20 protein-coding genes are annotated in these 17,066 nt (G+C 42.2%); 16 read left to right on the top strand and 4 right to left on the bottom strand.

The window, feature by feature from the left end; all coding sequences use genetic code 11:
- Positions 1-11 precede the first annotated feature (11 nt).
- Positions 12-791, bottom strand: coding sequence for a hypothetical protein (locus RL70_RS02370; protein ID WP_039041839.1), 780 nt, complete (start codon positions 789-791; stop codon positions 12-14).
- Between the two features lie 128 nt (positions 792-919).
- Between RL70_RS02370 and RL70_RS02375 the strand changes: the two genes are divergently transcribed.
- Entirely contained in the window at positions 920-1,192 is a 273-nt protein-coding gene (locus RL70_RS02375; protein ID WP_025785176.1) for a YlbG family protein, read from the top strand.
- A 2-nt stretch (positions 1,193-1,194) separates the two neighbouring features.
- On the opposite strand, the gene RL70_RS02380 is transcribed toward RL70_RS02375, so the two are convergent.
- On the bottom strand, positions 1,195-1,590 hold the full coding sequence (locus RL70_RS02380) for a hypothetical protein (protein WP_039041840.1): 396 nt from the start codon (positions 1,588-1,590) through the stop codon (positions 1,195-1,197).
- A 100-nt stretch (positions 1,591-1,690) separates the two neighbouring features.
- Between RL70_RS02380 and rsmD the strand changes: the two genes are divergently transcribed.
- A complete protein-coding gene (gene rsmD, locus RL70_RS02385; RefSeq protein ID WP_039041841.1) occupies positions 1,691-2,239 on the top strand; it encodes a 16S rRNA (guanine(966)-N(2))-methyltransferase RsmD in 549 nt (182 codons plus the stop codon).
- Between the two features lie 9 nt (positions 2,240-2,248).
- Positions 2,249-2,728 carry a pantetheine-phosphate adenylyltransferase gene (gene coaD, locus RL70_RS02390; RefSeq protein WP_039041842.1) on the top strand — a complete coding sequence of 160 codons (480 nt, stop codon included), beginning with the start codon at positions 2,249-2,251 and terminating at the stop codon, positions 2,726-2,728.
- Positions 2,729-2,866: 138 nt separating this feature from the next.
- Here coaD and RL70_RS02395 read toward each other — a convergent pair whose 3' ends face one another.
- Complete coding sequence (locus RL70_RS02395) at positions 2,867-3,757, bottom strand: hypothetical protein (protein ID WP_052245735.1); 891 nt, start codon at positions 3,755-3,757, stop codon at positions 2,867-2,869.
- 174 nt (positions 3,758-3,931) lie between these two features.
- On the opposite strand from RL70_RS02395, the gene RL70_RS02400 reads away from it, so the two are divergent.
- A complete protein-coding gene (locus tag RL70_RS02400) occupies positions 3,932-4,966 on the top strand; it encodes a SepM family pheromone-processing serine protease (RefSeq protein ID WP_369795182.1) in 1,035 nt (344 codons plus the stop codon).
- Between the two features lies 1 nt (position 4,967).
- Here the strand turns inward: RL70_RS02400 and RL70_RS02405 are convergent, their stop codons facing one another.
- Complete coding sequence (locus tag RL70_RS02405; protein ID WP_039041844.1) at positions 4,968-6,182, bottom strand: nucleotidyltransferase; 1,215 nt, start codon at positions 6,180-6,182, stop codon at positions 4,968-4,970.
- A gap of 131 nt (positions 6,183-6,313) precedes the next feature.
- Between RL70_RS02405 and RL70_RS02410 the strand changes: the two genes are divergently transcribed.
- The 12 genes from RL70_RS02410 (at position 6,314) to RL70_RS02465 (ending at position 17,052) form a co-directional block, all read left to right on the top strand.
- A complete protein-coding gene (locus RL70_RS02410; RefSeq protein ID WP_039041845.1) occupies positions 6,314-6,850 on the top strand; it encodes a DUF177 domain-containing protein in 537 nt (178 codons plus the stop codon).
- A 24-nt stretch (positions 6,851-6,874) separates the two neighbouring features.
- The gene (gene rpmF, locus RL70_RS02415) at positions 6,875-7,048 is read left to right on the top strand and encodes a 50S ribosomal protein L32 (RefSeq protein ID WP_025785164.1); all 174 of its coding nucleotides are present in this window, start codon (positions 6,875-6,877) and stop codon (positions 7,046-7,048) included.
- Positions 7,049-7,153: 105 nt separating this feature from the next.
- Positions 7,154-7,909, top strand: a complete 756-nt coding sequence (locus RL70_RS02420) for an enoyl-CoA hydratase/isomerase family protein (protein ID WP_039041846.1) — start codon at positions 7,154-7,156, stop codon at positions 7,907-7,909.
- Positions 7,910-8,042: 133 nt separating this feature from the next.
- Positions 8,043-8,258 (top strand): biotin/lipoyl-binding carrier protein, encoded by a 216-nt coding sequence (locus RL70_RS02425; protein ID WP_039041847.1) that lies wholly within the window; start codon positions 8,043-8,045, stop codon positions 8,256-8,258.
- Between the two features lie 25 nt (positions 8,259-8,283).
- Positions 8,284-9,837, top strand: coding sequence for an acyl-CoA carboxylase subunit beta (locus RL70_RS02430; protein WP_039041848.1), 1,554 nt, complete (start codon positions 8,284-8,286; stop codon positions 9,835-9,837).
- Positions 9,838-9,895: 58 nt separating this feature from the next.
- On the top strand, positions 9,896-10,786 hold the full coding sequence (locus tag RL70_RS02435; RefSeq protein ID WP_039041849.1) for a 2-dehydropantoate 2-reductase: 891 nt from the start codon (positions 9,896-9,898) through the stop codon (positions 10,784-10,786).
- Positions 10,783-11,175, top strand: a complete 393-nt coding sequence (locus RL70_RS02440; RefSeq protein WP_039041850.1) for a DUF3397 family protein — start codon at positions 10,783-10,785, stop codon at positions 11,173-11,175. Before RL70_RS02435 ends, RL70_RS02440 begins: the two co-directional genes overlap by 4 nt.
- Before the next feature lie 87 nt (positions 11,176-11,262).
- Positions 11,263-12,870, top strand: a complete 1,608-nt coding sequence (gene bshC, locus RL70_RS02445) for a bacillithiol biosynthesis cysteine-adding enzyme BshC (RefSeq protein WP_039041851.1) — start codon at positions 11,263-11,265, stop codon at positions 12,868-12,870.
- 182 nt (positions 12,871-13,052) lie between these two features.
- Positions 13,053-13,484 (top strand): division/cell wall cluster transcriptional repressor MraZ, encoded by a 432-nt coding sequence (gene mraZ, locus RL70_RS02450; RefSeq protein WP_039041852.1) that lies wholly within the window; start codon positions 13,053-13,055, stop codon positions 13,482-13,484.
- A gap of 48 nt (positions 13,485-13,532) precedes the next feature.
- Positions 13,533-14,465: a 16S rRNA (cytosine(1402)-N(4))-methyltransferase RsmH gene (rsmH, locus tag RL70_RS02455; protein ID WP_039041853.1), complete on the top strand. Its 933-nt coding sequence runs from the start codon at positions 13,533-13,535 to the stop codon at positions 14,463-14,465.
- 17 nt (positions 14,466-14,482) lie between these two features.
- Positions 14,483-14,851 carry a cell division protein FtsL gene (gene ftsL, locus RL70_RS02460; protein WP_039041854.1) on the top strand — a complete coding sequence of 123 codons (369 nt, stop codon included), beginning with the start codon at positions 14,483-14,485 and terminating at the stop codon, positions 14,849-14,851.
- 38 nt (positions 14,852-14,889) lie between these two features.
- The gene (locus RL70_RS02465; RefSeq protein ID WP_052245736.1) at positions 14,890-17,052 is read left to right on the top strand and encodes a penicillin-binding protein; all 2,163 of its coding nucleotides are present in this window, start codon (positions 14,890-14,892) and stop codon (positions 17,050-17,052) included.
- Positions 17,053-17,066: the final 14 nt, after the last annotated feature.

A 17,066-nucleotide genomic window follows, 5' to 3' on the forward strand; every position in this document is an offset into this window, starting at 1 on the left:
CCATCCGCTTTTTACTGTTCAAGTAACGTATCTAATTGCGCCATTGTGGCCTCAGGAGAATTTGTGATAAATCCTGAAATGCCTGATTGCGCCAACTTAATGACGTCATCGGTCTCGTAATTTTCCACATATACAGTGATGTTCAGTTTGTTTAGAAATTGGATGAATCCCTCACTTGCGGGCTGAAATGGACCAATCTTGCCCGCTAAAACGAAAAGGTCAGTCCGAGGACGATACAGATGACCGAAACGACTAGTATATGCTGCATATGCTTGCTTCTGTTCGGCCACGCCTGCTCCTACAGCGGCCATATGTTGTGTGTACAAGTTGAAACGATCCACTTGTTCATCATATTGACTGATGACAGCGACTTGTTCTTGAGCTTCACATTCTTCAAGCAGTTTCCATAACTTAGAAGGCATCAGACTCCCTTCATAGGTATCTGGGGAATCAGCGATACGAATGATGAAAAGAAGATGTGGGTAAAGGGCGAGCATATCTTTAAGTGAGCAATGGGAGGATTCTGGATGCTCATTGTTTACAAGAACGATTTCTTCATTGGCTGTTAGTTTTACATCCATAGCAAATCCGTGAACTCCTAGGGAAGCAGCGTCAGCAGCTTGTTGCTCACTATTGGTGATGTCAGTTAATTGTTGAATAACAATAGGTCCTTCAAAGTGAAGCGCTTTTTTCCCTGGTCTCGCGTTTGGACGGATGATTGCTTTTGAAGCGGCCCAGGCTGCTGCGCCCGCTGCACCGACGGAAAGGGCAACTTTTGTTTTTCTTCCCATGTCAAATTCCTCCTTGTTTTGAAACTGTTACGTTCATTATAAAACAAATCGGACGAACTGTCAGTAAAGTCTGGTTGCGGCTTTTTTCAAACCTATGGTATTGTAAGGGGAAGAAAAGAGGGATACTATTGGTTGATCGTCAAGGAGTTATCATTTATCTCCATCATCTGAAACAGGCGAAATCGTTCCGTAAATACGGACACGTTCACTATATATCACGACGCATGAAGTACGTTGTCCTCTATTGCAGTCAAGACGACGTCGAGGACGTCATTCGTAAAGTCGAGAAGCTCTCGTCGGTAAAGAAAGCAATTCCTTCCTATCGACCGTTTGTGAGCACGGAATACGAGAATGTACGTCCTGACAAAGCCAAGGAATACGATTACAAAACAGGTCTATAAGGTTAGTCGAGTGGCGGTAATAAGTGATTGAGCCGTAAAACTCCAGTTACGTATTGGTAGAACAACTTTGTTTCTGGAAACTCAGATGAATGTTTAAGTTCTACTGGAATCGGCTTGCTGCCGACAGTTGCAGCGGCTTCTTCAAACATGAGTTGTCGTTTAGAAACACTTCCTTCTTTTGATGGGATTCCTTCCCGGCAAATATAGATCGGGTAAAATCCACCTTCACCAGCAGGAGAGAAAGAAGCTGCTAAAGAAATGGAAGGTTTGCCATCTTTTGTGGTTGTTTTGAATAGGAAGGTTCTTTCAAGTCTGTTTGAGTTTGTAGTAATTAGTTCGCACAATTCAAAAATATCCGAGTACCCTTCACCTAGTTCGATGAATCGTTGTTGTCGCATTTGTGATGCACACACCTTTCAAAAAGAATCTTTTCCATCATAGCATGCTAAAGGATTCTTTGCAGATTGGTACGTAAGGGATAAATAAGGGAGTTACAAAATGAGAGTGATCGCTGGAACGAGAAGGGGAATCCCTTTAAAATCGATTACAGGAACGGATACAAGACCGACATCTGACAAAGTAAAAGAAGCGTTGTTTAGTAAAATTGGTCCTTTTTTCAACGGAGGCATTGCAGTCGAGTTATTCGGTGGAAGTGGCTCGCTTACTTTGGAAGCGCTCTCGCGTGGATCGGACAGCGCTTGGATTTTTGAGAAGAATCCTAAAGCATGTGCGATCATTAAAGCGAATGCTGAGAAATGTAAGTTTCAGGAGGAACTTCACATAGTTCGAGGGGATGCCAGATCGGCAGCTAGTATTTTTGCTAAAGCAGGTGTTCAAGCTGATTTATTATTTTTAGATCCACCCTATGCAAAAGAAGAATTTTACAATCTTGCTTTACAGTTTGTAGAACAGGATTTGTTGTCAAATCATGCAATTATTGTTTGTGAACACGAAAAACAACTCACTCTTCCAACTTCATATGGTGCGTTTGCAACAGTAGGGACTACAGTGTATGGCGGAAGTGCAATCACTATTTACAAGAAATGAGGGTCTATCATGTCTAGAGTGGCAGTGGTGCCAGGAAGTTTTGATCCGCTGACGAATGGTCATCTTGATATTATTAAACGGGCGGTAAAAATTTTCGATGAAGTTCACGTTGTGGTCATGAATAATTCATCTAAAAATCCGCTTTTCACGGTTGAGGAACGCCAACAGCTAATTGCACAGGCGACAGCAGAGTATCCGTCTGTGAAGATTGACTCCTCTTCAGGTTTGCTAATTGACTATGCTAAAAGTATTAAGGCGATTGCGATTGTTAGAGGATTACGTGCGGTATCTGATTTTGAGTATGAAATGCAAATTACATCGATGAACCGCTTTTTGGATGAGGACATTGAGACATTCTTTGTCATGACAAAGAATCAGTATTCTTTCCTCAGTTCGAGTATTGTGAAGGAAGTGGCGAAGTATGGCGGAGATGTCTCGGCATTGGTTCCGGAGACAGTCAATCGGGCATTAAAGAAAGTGTATACATAGCAGAGCGAACAATGGGTATGGCAGTTGCCGTACCCATTGTTTTTGTTTAGCTCATTTTGTGAATTTGCTTTTAATTATAGGTTAACTGCGTTGATTGGATCTGAAGTGAATTTAACACTGGATCGCAAAAGCATTAAGTCAAAGAAGTATATAAAGAATCACAGGGACTGCTAGGACACTCCAGATACGACCAATTACATAAGGTTTGAGTGACAGTTCGGCAGAGCGCGCAATAACGAATACTTGCATGTGAATACTTAAGCCATTGATCGAGAGAATGGCGGCAATTAAATACGGAAAGATGGGGGAATTATAAAAATGCTGCGTAGCGGATTGCACACCAGATGTCATTTCGAAGAACGAAAGTACAACTGTTTTCACAATCCCCATCTCCACTGATGCAGCGGCTTGTATAACAGTGGTCAGTACGTTGCCGAGAGAAGAAAAGAACACGACAGTTGTTGCAACTAAAATGATAATGGATGAGCTTTCTTTAAAGGCATCCAATAGAGGCGCTGAACTTGGAGCTGAGGTGGGAACATTTTTTGGCATCTCGAGTTGAGAATTTCGTGATGCCATTAACAAAAGAACGAATAGGAAAAACAGAATGTTAGCCACGTGTATTGCAATGAGTAGTTTCCATCCTGACATCGAATTTCCAAACAATTCGAGCCCCACATATCCCACAATGAACATTGGACCAGGTGCATGACAAGCTGCTAGTAGAAGGCTGCTTTCGTAAGCTGAAAGCTGCCCGTTTCGTTTCATTTCACTTACTGTAACCGCCCCGACTGGAAATCCACCAAATGAGCCCAGAGTGTACGCTTTCAAGTAGCGCATCCAAGGAGGAGAAGAATTTTTGGAAACGGGTAATTTTAAGAGCCATTGGGTTAGAATAATGTAAGGCAGTAAATAGGGGAGCAATGCCTGCACAAATAATTTCACGCCTGTCTCTGCGCCGTCATGTGCAATCCCTGGTTGTAAAATGAATAAGGCGATGAGCGCCCAAATCATAATGACGTTAATCATGCTTCTCTTGCAAGTATAGGTAGCTTTGTTTGCACGCTTGCGGCTCCTTTCTCTAATGTGTGAGAAGCTCAAACAAAAAACATTGTGCCGCTCTTTTTTCGGATGGTACACTTAACCATATGTAAAATAGGTACAGGCTATTAATGGAGGTGCAGGAAAATTACATTTAAACGAATTGGCATAACCGCAATGCTTACAATTTTGATTGCATTGTTCATGCTCTATCCACTTGACAGTTACATATCCCAACCTGGTGGCGCCTATGAATTATCACCACTCGTCAAAGTGGAAGACGGCGACGAAGACGATTCAGGAACGTTTAGTCTCATGACAATTTCTGTTGGGAAAGCAACACCTGCAACCTATTTTTGGTCTAAGGTTTCAGACAAAATGCAGTTACTTCCAGCGAACAAAGTAAGACGCCATGGCGAGAGTGATCAGGAATACAATGTGCGGCAGTTGCGGTTGATGAGTGATTCACAATTCAACGCTATTACAGTTGCCTTTGAAAAGGCCGGGAAACCGGTGGACATTGATTTTGCTGGCATTTACATTCAACACGTCGTAGAGGGAAGTGCATCAGACGGAAAACTAAAAGCGGGTGATCGAGTTGTTGGAGTAGACGGAAAGCCGCTGATTGAGCCTGATCAGTTCGCTACTTATATTGCAGATCAGCGTAAAGGTGACACAATTCAAGTTGAAGCAGAGCGAGACAAGAAAAAATTCCAAACAGACATTACATTAAAAGAAATTCCGGAAGCAAAAGGAAAAGTAGGACTAGGGATTCAATTTTTAGAAGATCGCTCACTGAAAACGATTCCGAAAGTGAATTTCAATACATCTGAAATCGGAGGTCCTTCTGCGGGATTAATGTTTACTTTGGAAATTATTAACCAATTAAAATCGGGAGATATCTCAAAAGGATATACCATTGCGGGAACCGGTGAAATGATGCCAGGTGGAACTGTTGGGCGAATCGGTGGGATAGACTTTAAAGTCATGGCAGCTGATCGTGATGGGATGGAAATCTTCTTCGCTCCAGATGACGATTTACCTGAAGAAGTGAAAGCTGCGAACCCAGGCATTAAGACCAATTATGAAGAAGCCGCAGAAACCGCAAAAAAAATAGGTACGAAAATGAAAATCGTACCCGTTAAAACCGTGGATGATGCATTGAGCTATCTAGAGAAGTTAGAACCGAAAAAATGAGTTAGTCTTTCCGGATCGGAGGGATCCTATAGTCAAGCCCGAGCTGTGGCTGGGTTGAATCAATGCCAAAAGCGTACAAATCCGAAATAGTCGCAGAGAAGATAGCAGACGCACTTTCGGAATTGGCTAGGCGGCTAACTACAGGCAGTTTCATCTCCTCTTTCATTTCTTTCAAATAGGATTGGCCGATGGATGTCATTCCTAAGAGTCGCAAGTGATCTGGATTCTGCATGGATTCTCGATCATTGTATGTGAAACCTGTGAAGATATGAGTAAGCATGCGTTGGATCCGTGTCCAGGTGTATCGCTTCGATTTTACGATTGCCATGAATTGCTGAAACGTATCAGCTTTTTTTGCTGCTTTGTACAAAAGGTTTTCAAGTCCTTCTGAAACATCTGCAATGGTTGCAAGCCACAGGGGACCTTCACGCAGGATTTGGAATCGAAGAAGTGGATAAAAGCTATCCCAGCTACCAAAACGTCCGCGCTGCACAAGCCAATCGTTGAGTGATTGAACAACTGAATGGGGTACAAACTGCTGAATGTTCTCTGTGCTCTTGCTTTCGAAAAACGCTTTTCGGATACCTGTTGCACTTGCAATTGCCGTGTCATGCGTAACATCATCATGATATCCGGCACCAAGTCGTGGGAGGGTTGTGGGAACCATTGCAGACCCCATTTTTCTAGCTGATTCCATATAGTGAAAACCTAAAATGTTATTAGGTAGCGATAAATCCACAGTCTCATGTTCGGTATTAGTAGAACGAATGAGTGTTGAGTAGGCTCTGTTCAATGCTTTTGGATAGCTTATGCCTTCTTGAACTGCATCCCGGATAGTGTCGTCATACTGAGTTTGAACCGATTCTATTCGGTTCAGCGTTTCAATAAAGGGGGCGATTGAACCGTTTTCACTTCCGAAACAATAACTGGAGCACCCAGCAGCATCTAAAAGTTGGATAGCACCGGATGCAAACGAAGGTGCGTTTGAGGTTGCACGTTCGTAAGGTAATTCGAAAACTAGGTCGACTCCATTGTCAATGGCCATTTTTGTACGTGTCCATTTGTCGATTAGTGCAGGTTCACCACGCTGCAGAAAGTTTCCACTCATTACTGCGATAACTAAATCTGATTCGGTTTGAGCTTTCGCAGAGATTGCATGGTGCAAGTGTCCGTTGTGAAAAGGATTATATTCTACAACAATGCCAACAGCTTTCATGGAAAATCACTCCTGTTTGAAGAATTCTATTCGTTTAGTATAATGAACTAAGCGTTCAAGTGACAAGAAAATATCTTGACATCTTTTTTTATCCGCTATATAATCAAAAGTGTTGTCTTGAGGTGATAGGCATGAAATGGTCAATTCATCAATTGCGTAAGTTCAGGCAGGGAGCAGCAATGCCGCTTGACGAAGTGGTTGATCTTGGATCTGTAAGGGAAAGAAACCCGGAAATCCGGGCAATTTCACCTGTTCAGTTAAAAGGAAGTTGTACAGTTGGTTCGAAAAAGATATCGTTTCATTTCCATTTGGAAGGTTCGTTGACATTACCATGTGCTCGCACATGGGAAGATGTTCATTTTCCGTTCTCTATTGAGTCGGACGAGCAATACAGCTGGGATGAAGACGTGTTAGCACAAGACGATGAAATCCACCCGATTACGGGAGATGTAGTCGATCCAATGCCAATCTTTGAAGAACTCATTCTTTTGGAAATACCATTACAGGTCTACTGTGATGATGCGGAAACCATGACGGAAGCCTCCGGCACGGGTTGGTCGTATGCGACTGACGAAGAGTACAATCTACAATTGACAGAAGAACAGGATAAGAAAACGGATCCTAGACTTGCAGGCTTAGCAAGATTTTTTGAATCCGATAACGACTAGTCGAAATAAAGGAGGTGCCCTCTAATGGCAGTACCAAAGAGAAGAACATCTAAAACCAAAAAGAACATGCGCCGTACACATTACAAGTTACAAGTTCCAGGTATGACAACTTGTGAAAACTGTGGTGAAATGAAATTGGCACACCGCATCTGTAAGTCTTGCGGTCAATACAAAGGGAAAGTTGTTGTAGGCGAATAATTAGATTCTGCCGCAACTCCCGGATAGCATTTGCTATCTTAAGACTACCGTGAGACCATGGCTCACGGTAGTCTTTTTTTATACATATAATTAGGAGGCATCAGCATGTCAGTTAACATTACATCTGATCAGGGAATTGTCACGTTTACAATAACGCGCCCTGAAGTTCGCAATGCCGTAAATCATGAAGTGATGGATGGTCTTGAACAATTCATTGACTTGGTTGAAAAAGATGTTGATATAAAATGGGGTGTTGTCACGTCTGAAGGTGGAGAAGCTTTTTGTTCGGGAGGAGATCTCGGAGAGTTCCATTCGTTAGAAACGTCTGCACAAGCACTTCCTATGCTCTCTCGAATGACAGAGTTGTTATACAGACTTGCAACGTTACCAATCCCGGTCATTGCACTGATGGATGGTACAGCAGTCGGTGGTGGTTGTGAAATTGCATCGGCTTGTGATTATAGATTGATGAAATCAGGTGCTAAAGCAGGATTCATCCAAGGGACGCTTGCGATTACAACTGGCTGGGGTGGCGCATCGTTGCTATATGAAAAAGAACCGGGGCATAGTGCTATCCTTCAACTATTAACTGAAGCGCGTGTCCATACAGCTGAAGACTTAGCTGAACGGGGATGGATAACGGAATTGTATACAGGCGACAAACAAGTCGCACTTGACCGATTCACTTCGAAATTCGAACATATCCATTCTTCAGTGATGCGTGCTTATAAAGCGATTGCAATCCGTAAATGGGAACGGTCAGATTTGAAAAATAGAATGATTGAAGAGTGCAAGCAGTGTTCAATTCTCTGGGAATCTGAAGCGCATCATGCGGCTGTTCATCAATTTCGTAGCCGGTAAACACTTCTTCAATAGATTGAATATTCAAAAGATAAACGAATAGTTGAAAACGGTTTCATTGTTCAGATAAACTAGTAAATAGATAAATGAAAATCATCTATCTGCAGCAAACAAAGTTGAGGAGGAACACAATATGACACAAGTACTTTCTACAATGACAGGAACAGTATTCACAATTGAGGTTGAAGTAGGGCAAGAAGTGAAAAAAGGGGATGTCGTTGTAATCCTCGAATCGATGAAGATGGAAATTCCAGTAGAGGCTGAAATGGATGGGAAAGTAGCATCGATAGCTGTAAAAGAAGAGGATTTTGTTGACGAAGGAGACCTAATTCTGACGTTTGAAGGATAAGCGAATTAGTTAAGGGGGAGTTCACATGACAAACCACACAGAAGAACAAAAGGGGTATAATCATAAGCTTGAACAGCAACTCGAGAAAATCTTTGCTGGCGGACAGCCTAAATATCATGAAAAATCTGCACAACAAGGGAAGTTATTTGTACGCAAGCGTCTTGAGTTACTGTTTGACGACGGTGAGTATACAGAAGATGGACGTTTCGCGAATTGTGAAGCTGGAGACTTGCCAGCGGATGGTGTCGTCACCGCTATGGGGAAAGTCGGTGGCCAAACAGTTTGTGTCATGGCAAACGATTCAACGATTAAAGCTGGCTCATGGGGTTCTCGTACAGTAGAGAAGATTATTAGAATCCAAGAAACGGCTGAAATGCATCGTGTACCAATGCTGTATTTAGTCGATTCTGCAGGCGCTCGTATTACGGATCAGCTGGATATGTTTCCGAATCGGAGAGGCGCAGGTCGAATTTTCCATAACCAAGTGAGACTGTCAGGGTTTATCCCGCAAATTTGCGTTCTGTTCGGACCGTCAGCTGCTGGAGGTGCGTACATACCAGCTTTTTGTGATCTTGTCATCATGGTCAAGGGGAATGCATCGATGTATTTAGGTTCTCCGAGAATGGCAGAAAAGGTCATTGGTCAGAAAGTGTCATTAGAAGAAATGGGCGGTGCGGAAATGCATTGTTCAGTCAGTGGATGTGGGGATGTACTGGCGGAAGACGAAGAGGAAGCGATTGCTGAAGCAAAACGGTATCTTGCGTTCTTCCCTGCGAACTTTACGGAGTCTGCACCTGTAGCGGACGCGGTGGCAGCGAAAGTTGGCCGAACATTGGAAGAAATCATTCCTGAAAACCAGAACGCACCGTTCGATATGTATGAAGCTTTGGATGTGTTAATTGACGAGGGTAGTTTCTTTGAAGTGAAAAAGAAGTTTGCGGCTGAATTGATTACAGGACTCGCGCGTATTAACGGCAAGTCTGTAGGGATTATCGCAAACCAACCAAAGGCAAAGGGTGGCGTGTTGTTCGTGGACTCTGCGGACAAAGGTGCGAAATTCATCAACTTATGTGATGCCTTTTCAATTCCTCTGCTATTTCTAGCGGATGTCCCGGGGTTCATGATCGGGACAAAAGTGGAGAAAGAGGGGATCATACGTCATGGAGCCAAACTAATAATGGCGATGAGTTCTGCAACTGTACCGAAAATTTCAGTTGTTGTTCGAAAAGCATACGGCGCTGGACTTTACGCGATGGCGGGTCCTGCGTTTGAACCGGATGTATGTATCGCATTACCAACTGCACAAATCGCGGTGATGGGACCAGAAGCGGCCGTGAATGCTGTCTATTCGAACAAAATTGAAGCAATTGAAGATCCGAAAGAGCGCCGCGCGTATGTACAGGAAAAACAGCAGGAATACAAAGAAGAGATTGATATTTATCGATTAGCTTCTGAAATGATTATCGATGAAATCGTGAAACCTTCTGATTTGCGATCAGTCCTTACTGCACGTTTTGAGCTGTATAGTACGAAGAGTATTCCGCAGCCTCCACGGAAGCACCCGGTTTATCCAGTTTAATTGATAAGAGTTTCTGTCCGCCTAAAGGGCGGACTTTTCTTGTGAAAGGGGGGATAGAATGGAAGTTGTCATTGCAGGAGCAGGAGCGATGGGGCTCTTAATTGGTTCTTACTTGGCTGAAGCGGGGATGTCGGTGTCGTTTTTAACTAGACGTGAAGACCAAGCTATTGAACTTCGCGAATATGGTGTGACAAGAATACAAAATGACCGAGAAATAACTTTTCAAGTTGCTGCATTTTCGGATTTGACACGTGCCCCTCGTAAAGCCATGTGGATTCTTGCTTTGAAGTCGATTGATCTTCATAATGTAGTGGAAAAGCTGGAGAACAATGTACATCCTGAACATCTAATGTTCATCCAAAACGGACTTCGTCATTATGAACTTGGACTCTCAACATCCATTCCATCTGTATCAGCTGCATCGTTGACACATGGCGCAGGGAAAAGGGATGACAGAACTGTGATCCATAACGGTGTCGGAGTAATGAGTATAGCTCCTATTAAAGGCGGTCAGAAATTATCTTTTCCGCTATTTGAAGCAGATTCACCTTCATTTCCTATTCTGCACGAAGAGGATGCATATCAGATGTTGCTACGAAAGGTGTTAGTGAATTGCTGCATTAACCCGTTGACGGCTATTTTAGAGTTGAAAAATGGTGAATTACTTACTAATAATTCCGCTCATCATCTTATGCAAGTAATCTATGGAGAACTTGCAGCTGAATATCCAGAGATAGCAAAGAAACTGTCTTTTTCAGATGTAGAAGAAGTGTGCAGAAGTACTGCAGATAACCGCTCTTCTATGTTTGTTGATAAAAGAAATAAGGTACCAATGGAAATCGACACGATTATTAGTGCAGTTCTCGAAGGACACGAAGAAAAAATGCCAACACTTAAATTGTTTGAAACATTGCTGAAAGCAATTGATGAAAGGAAAGAAGACACATGAAAGAGATGTTACAGTTTTTGTTGTCACTCATCATCATTGTGCCATATTTTTTGACAATGGTATTGTTTGTAATTGTAAAAGTGAGTGGTTATTCTTCCGTAAGGTCATTTCGAATTGCGGCAGATGTAACAGTACCTTTTTTGTTCCTATCTGTGAGCGTGTTACTTAGAATGATCACAGGGATACAAGCCGGTGTCTTGCTAATTGTAGGGGTGCTTATCGTAGGGATTGGTTTTGCGATTGCAGAGAGAGTTCGTAGTAAAGAGTTCCGAATGAAGTATATGTTCCGCAATCTTTGGAGAATGCTGTTTCTTATACTGTCATTGCTCTACATCGTCTTGCTGTTGTTAGGTGTCGTACAAACGGTTGCTGAATTTTTAAGGGGTTAGCTGATCAGCAAGCGTATGTTTTTTAACAATGACAGTGGAGTGATATACTCAATCCATAAATAGATGGTGAAAAAAGGGGCTTGAACGATGGAAATTGCATCACAAAACGTACATAAAAGCGCCGTTATGGAGGCGTATGGACAAGACGCGCAGTTCAACAAAACATTCTATGATTATCCACTTAGCGCTGAAAGTTACCCACAGCGACTAGCTGAATTGAACAGTCGCCTGTTTCAACGACAGGAGCTTGCGAGTACAATCCGCTCCTATATGGAGCCTTTCGGAATTTCGGATGCCGCTTCTGCGCATTTAAAAGAACTCTCAAATAATGGAGTTGTTATCGTTGGGGGACAGCAAGCTGGACTCTTGACGGGACCTCTCTATTCCATCCATAAAGCGATTACTGTTATTTTACTTGCGGCACAACAACGGAAAGAGTTGGATGTTCCCGTCATACCTGTATTTTGGGTAGCCGGAGAAGACCATGATTTAGAAGAGATCAATCATGTCTTTTCAGAACAAGATGGCAGACCGTTGAAACAGCAATATCCGGAAAGATTTGTCTTAAAGACAATGGCATCAGATACTGAGTATGATGCTGTACAAATGACTAGCTACATACGTCAAGTTTTCCGGGATTTCGAAGAAACCGCATATACTAAGGAATTATTAGAAGAAGTGCTTCAATCAGCAGAACAAGAACATACATTTACTGGTTTCTTTGTTCGATTGATGAATGGCCTATTCCAAAAACACGGACTGTTGTTCATAGACTCAGCAGAAAAGTCGTTGCGTAAGCTCGAATCCGACTATTTCAAAAAACTCATTAAAGAGTCTGAAACAATTGCTGGAATGATTGCAGGTAAGGAGCGACTGTTTGAAGAACAAGGCTTCGGAACACCTATTCAATCATCAAAAGATGCGGCTCATTTGTTTTATATTCACGAAACAGGCAGAGTCTTATTGAGTAGAAATGGTGATTTGTTTATCAATGAATCAGCAGGTATTCAGTTTACAACTGCAGAAATGCTTGAAATCGCTGAACAAACTCCATGGCTACTAAGCAATAACGTTGCGACGAGACCTTTAATGCAAGATATGGTATTCCCTGTTCTTGCATTTGTCGGAGGACCTGGTGAAATTGCTTATTGGTCGCTGTTGAAAGATGCTTTTAATCATTTAGACATGAAGATGCCTATACTCGTACCTAGAATATCCATGACGTTAGTTACTCAACAAACCTTGCACGCATTGGAAAAGTCAAAACTGACAGTTGCTGAAGTGATGGCTGGAGCAGTCATTAGCAGAAGAGCAGATTTTCTAGACGAGCAACGAGACGTTGAACTCGAACGGTTACTACAAGAAACTGGGGACGTCATTCAGGAACAATACAACAAAATGGAGCAGCACATCTCTGATAAGGACTTGGCGAATCTTGCTGAAAAAAATCTTGCTTATCATTTACGTCAGCTTAACTATCTTCAAGATAAAGCGGAAGATGCCTTGCTTAGGAAATACGCGGCGGCAATCCGGAACTACAGTCTGATAGAAGGGGACTTGTATCCCGAAAGAAATCTTCAGGAACGTACGTATACTCCATACCCATATTTAAATGTGTATGGACCTAAGTTAATCGACGATTTACTGAATGCCTCGTTACCGATTAATGGTCAACATGTTGTTATCTACTTATAATTGATTTGTTAGAGCATCTCTTATGCACAGCAACTGTGCATATAGGGGTGCTTTTCTTTGTAATAAATGTAACAAACTCAATAAATGAAGTACTATTGATACATTTTCATTGCAATATGGGAAATTGGTGGAGGAAAGTGGGGGGATGTGGTACATTAAATTTATATAGTGGGGTGAAGGGTATGTTCATGGGCGAATATCAGCATACTATCGATACAAAAGGCCGTTTGATAATCCCTTCAAAATTCAGGGAAGATCTTGCGGATGGATTTGTGTTGACTCGTGGCCTGGACAATTGCCTCTTTGGTTATCCAATGAATGAATGGAAAAAGCTCGAAGAGAAATTGAAAGCGCTGCCCGTGACCAAGAAAGACGCCCGAGCATTCACGCGATTTTTCTTTTCTGGTGCAACTGAAGTTGAACTGGACAAGCAAGGACGTGTAAATATTCCATCTTCACTACTTGGCTATGCCAAAATCTCTAAAGATTGCATGGTTATTGGTGTTTCCGGAAGATTTGAAATATGGTCTGAAGAAAATTGGCAGACTTATTACGAGGAGTCCGAGGAATCCTTTAACGATATCGCAGAGAATATTATGGACTTTGACTTTTGATGAGTTAGTTTGAATTTTGACGTTAATTTTAGAAAGCAGGCGGTACCAGTGTTCGATCATACAACTGTTTTACTTCACGAAGCTGTAGAAGGCCTTTCCATACAACCTGAAGGAATCTATGTGGACTGCACACTTGGCGGTGCGGGACATAGTACGGAGATTGCAAAGCGTTTATCAGGTAAAGGAAGACTTATTTGTTTTGACCAAGATATGACTGCTATCGAAGCGGCGAAAGATACGTTATCCGAGTATTTGGATAGAGTGACGTTCATTCACGCTAATTTCAGTCAGCTAAAAGAGGAACTCCAAAGAATTGATATAGAATCTGTTGATGGAATTTTGTATGATCTTGGTGTTTCTTCACCGCAATTGGATACACCTGAACGAGGATTTAGTTACAATCATGATGCACCATTGGACATGAGGATGGATACCACAGCTGCTTTGACTGCTTTTGAAGTAGTGAATGAATGGAGTTATCAAGACTTACTTCGTATTTTCTTCCGCTACGGAGAAGAGAAATTCTCGAAAAGTATTGCCCGTAAAATCGAGGAAGCACGAGCTGAAAAGCCGATTCAAACGACTGCGGAACTTGCAGAGCTTATTAAAACTGGAATTCCTGCAGCTGCAAGAAGAACAGGTGGCCACCCTGCAAAACGAGTGTTTCAAGCTATTCGAATTGCAGTCAATGATGAATTAGGTGCGGCAGAAACATCGCTGACAGATGCTATTGAACTCCTCAACCCTAAAGGGCGCATCAGTGTCATCACGTTTCACTCGTTGGAAGATCGATTGTGCAAGACGATTTTCAAAGAAGCTTCCTCTCTACCGGAACTTCCACCCAACTTGCCTGTGATACCAGAAGGTCTTGACGTTAAATTGAAGCTGATTACCCGTAAACCTATTTTGCCAAGTGAAGAGGAAATAGAAGCGAACAAACGAGCAAGATCTGCAAAGCTTAGAATAGCTGAAAGAAAATGAAAAGGGGATGAGGATGAATGGCTCTAGAGCAACGTAAAATCCAACCGAACTACATACCGGAACAGGAAACTCAAGCGAGTCCTGCATCGATACCTGCTCCGAAAACCCGGAAGTTTTTATCGCCGGGTGAAAAATTTCTAGCTGTTGTGTTCATTGCGGCTGTTGTGATGTTTTCAACGATGGTGCTTCATACACAGGCGCAAATCAATGATACAAATAAAGATATGCACTACCTTTCAAATGAAATTGAGGAAACATCAAAACAGAATATTGAATTGTCCAATCAAGTAAGCGAGAAATCGACGTACGAACGTATTTGGGAGAAAGCAAAAGAACTTGGCTTGAATCTGAATGAAAGTAACGTAAAGGTCGTGCCTGGACGATGAATAAAAAGAAATTTCGATTTCAAGGTGGAGCCTTTCTAATGCTGTTGTTATTTGGAGGGCTCTTTTTCCTTTTGTTCGGAAGAATGCTTATAATCCAAATTACCGGACAAATCGATGGACGTCCCCTTGCGGCAATGGCAGATCAGAAATATTTAAAAGAAAGTGTGTTAAAAGCAAACCGAGGACAGATTGTTGACCGAGCGGGGGAAGTTATAGCGACGGATACGCTGAGTTATCGGTTGGTTGCCGTTCTTAGTAAGGATGCAAGTAAAGGTTCTAAAAAACCGCAACATGTAACTGATTTTGAACATACTGCAGAAGTGCTAAGTAAGTATATTGATATGGACAAGGATGCTATCCTGAAACGATTTGAAGATGCTCCAGAAAAAGCATATCAAGTGGAATTCGGCAAGGCTGGCCGCTCCATATCAAATGAGGCTGCTAATGCTATCAAAAAAGAGGATTTACCAGGTATCCGTTTCTTCGAGGACAAAAAACGACTTTATCCGAATGGCAATTTTGCTTCTTATTTGGTAGGCTTTGCGATGCCAGAAGAAACGGAAGACAAAACTGTCGAAACTATTGGGAAGATGGGACTCGAAAAAACATACAACAAACAACTGACCGGAATTGACGGAAAAGCGGACTTCAAAACAGATCGCTGGGGAATTCAGTTGCGAGATACGAAAAAAAATATTGAAGCCCCACAAGATGGCCAGACTATACAGCTCACACTAGACAAAACGATCGAGAATTTCACAGAAGATGCGCTCAATCGGGCTGAGGAGAAATACCATCCTGAAAAAATGCTTGCTGTCGTTGTGAATCCGAAAACCGGCGAAATTCTATCAATGAGTCAACGTCCATCTTTCCATCCCGGAACACGCGAAGGATTGACCGAGAATTGGCTTAATGAAGCTGTTGAGGAAACATTTGAACCAGGATCGACGATGAAAATGTTTACACTTGCAGCAGCCATCGAAGAAAACAAATGGGATCCCGATGCTTACTACAAATCAGGACAATATGAAATTTATGATAAAACCATTCGCGATGTAAATAAGGTCGGGTGGGGGATGATTACATTTCTTGAAGGATTCCAACGTTCGTCCAACGTATCGATGGCATACTTGCTTGAGAAATTGGGAGATCAGACACTTATTGAATACTTTGAGGAATTCGGATTTGGGAAGAAAGTCGGAATCGATTTGCCGAATGAGGCACCTGGTATTCTGTTAGCTAACTATCCAAGTGAGCGACTCACAACTTCATACGGACAAGGTTCAACTGTTACTCCGATTCAGATGGTACAGGCAGCAACAGCCATCGCGAATAATGGAAAGATGATGACCCCTTATGTGATTGACCAAATTATTGATCCCAATACAGACAAGGTCGTCGAGAAACATGAACCTACGGAGAAAAAGAGCCCAATTAGTGAACAAACCGCTAAACAAGTGCGTGAAATTCTAGCTTCTGTTATTACTTCTGAACATGGAACTGGTAAAAAGTTCGCTTTAGAGGGATATGATGCAGGTGGAAAAACAGGTACTGCACAAATTCCAAAATCATCAGGTGGAGGATATATTGCAGGGGATGGTAATTACCTGTATTCATTCCTTGGAATGGCTCCAGTAGATGATCCACAGTTATTAACGTATGTACTCGTTCAAAAGCCTAAATTGAAAGCGGGTCAATATGGATCAGACCCGACTTCAGAAATTTTCACATCTATCATGGAAAGTAGCTTGAAGTATTTAAATATTGCTCCTGATGCTGAACAACCTGATAAGTCGTTGGAACTGAAAGATTATACAGGTAAATTATCAGAAGAAGTAACGGCGAGTTTGACAGAATTAGGATTAAAACCAGTCGTTGTCGGAAAACCAGGTAAAGTCGTTCAGCAGTCTCCAGCCGTCAACACTAAGTTAACTAAAGGCTCACTTGTGCTTCTCAAAACTTCTGGGGAAACTATGCTTCCTGACTTTACAGGATGGTCCAAGAAACAAGTATTAGTGTTCAAGAACTTCTCGGGTCTAGATATACGCTTTAATGGGGAAGGATTCGTTGTGAAACAAAGCCTATCGAAAGGTGCATCCGTGTCCGGAGATGACCCAATCGTAATTACACTAGAAGAACCCGAAGAACTTAACCAATCGAAGCCCGAATCAGAAGAAGAACCTGAAATTATTGGTGGTTGATGAATAGCTGAGCA

The sequence above is a fragment of the Sporosarcina sp. ZBG7A genome (assembly GCF_000813425.1).
Taxonomy (GTDB): Bacteria; Bacillota; Bacilli; order Bacillales_A; family Planococcaceae; genus Sporosarcina.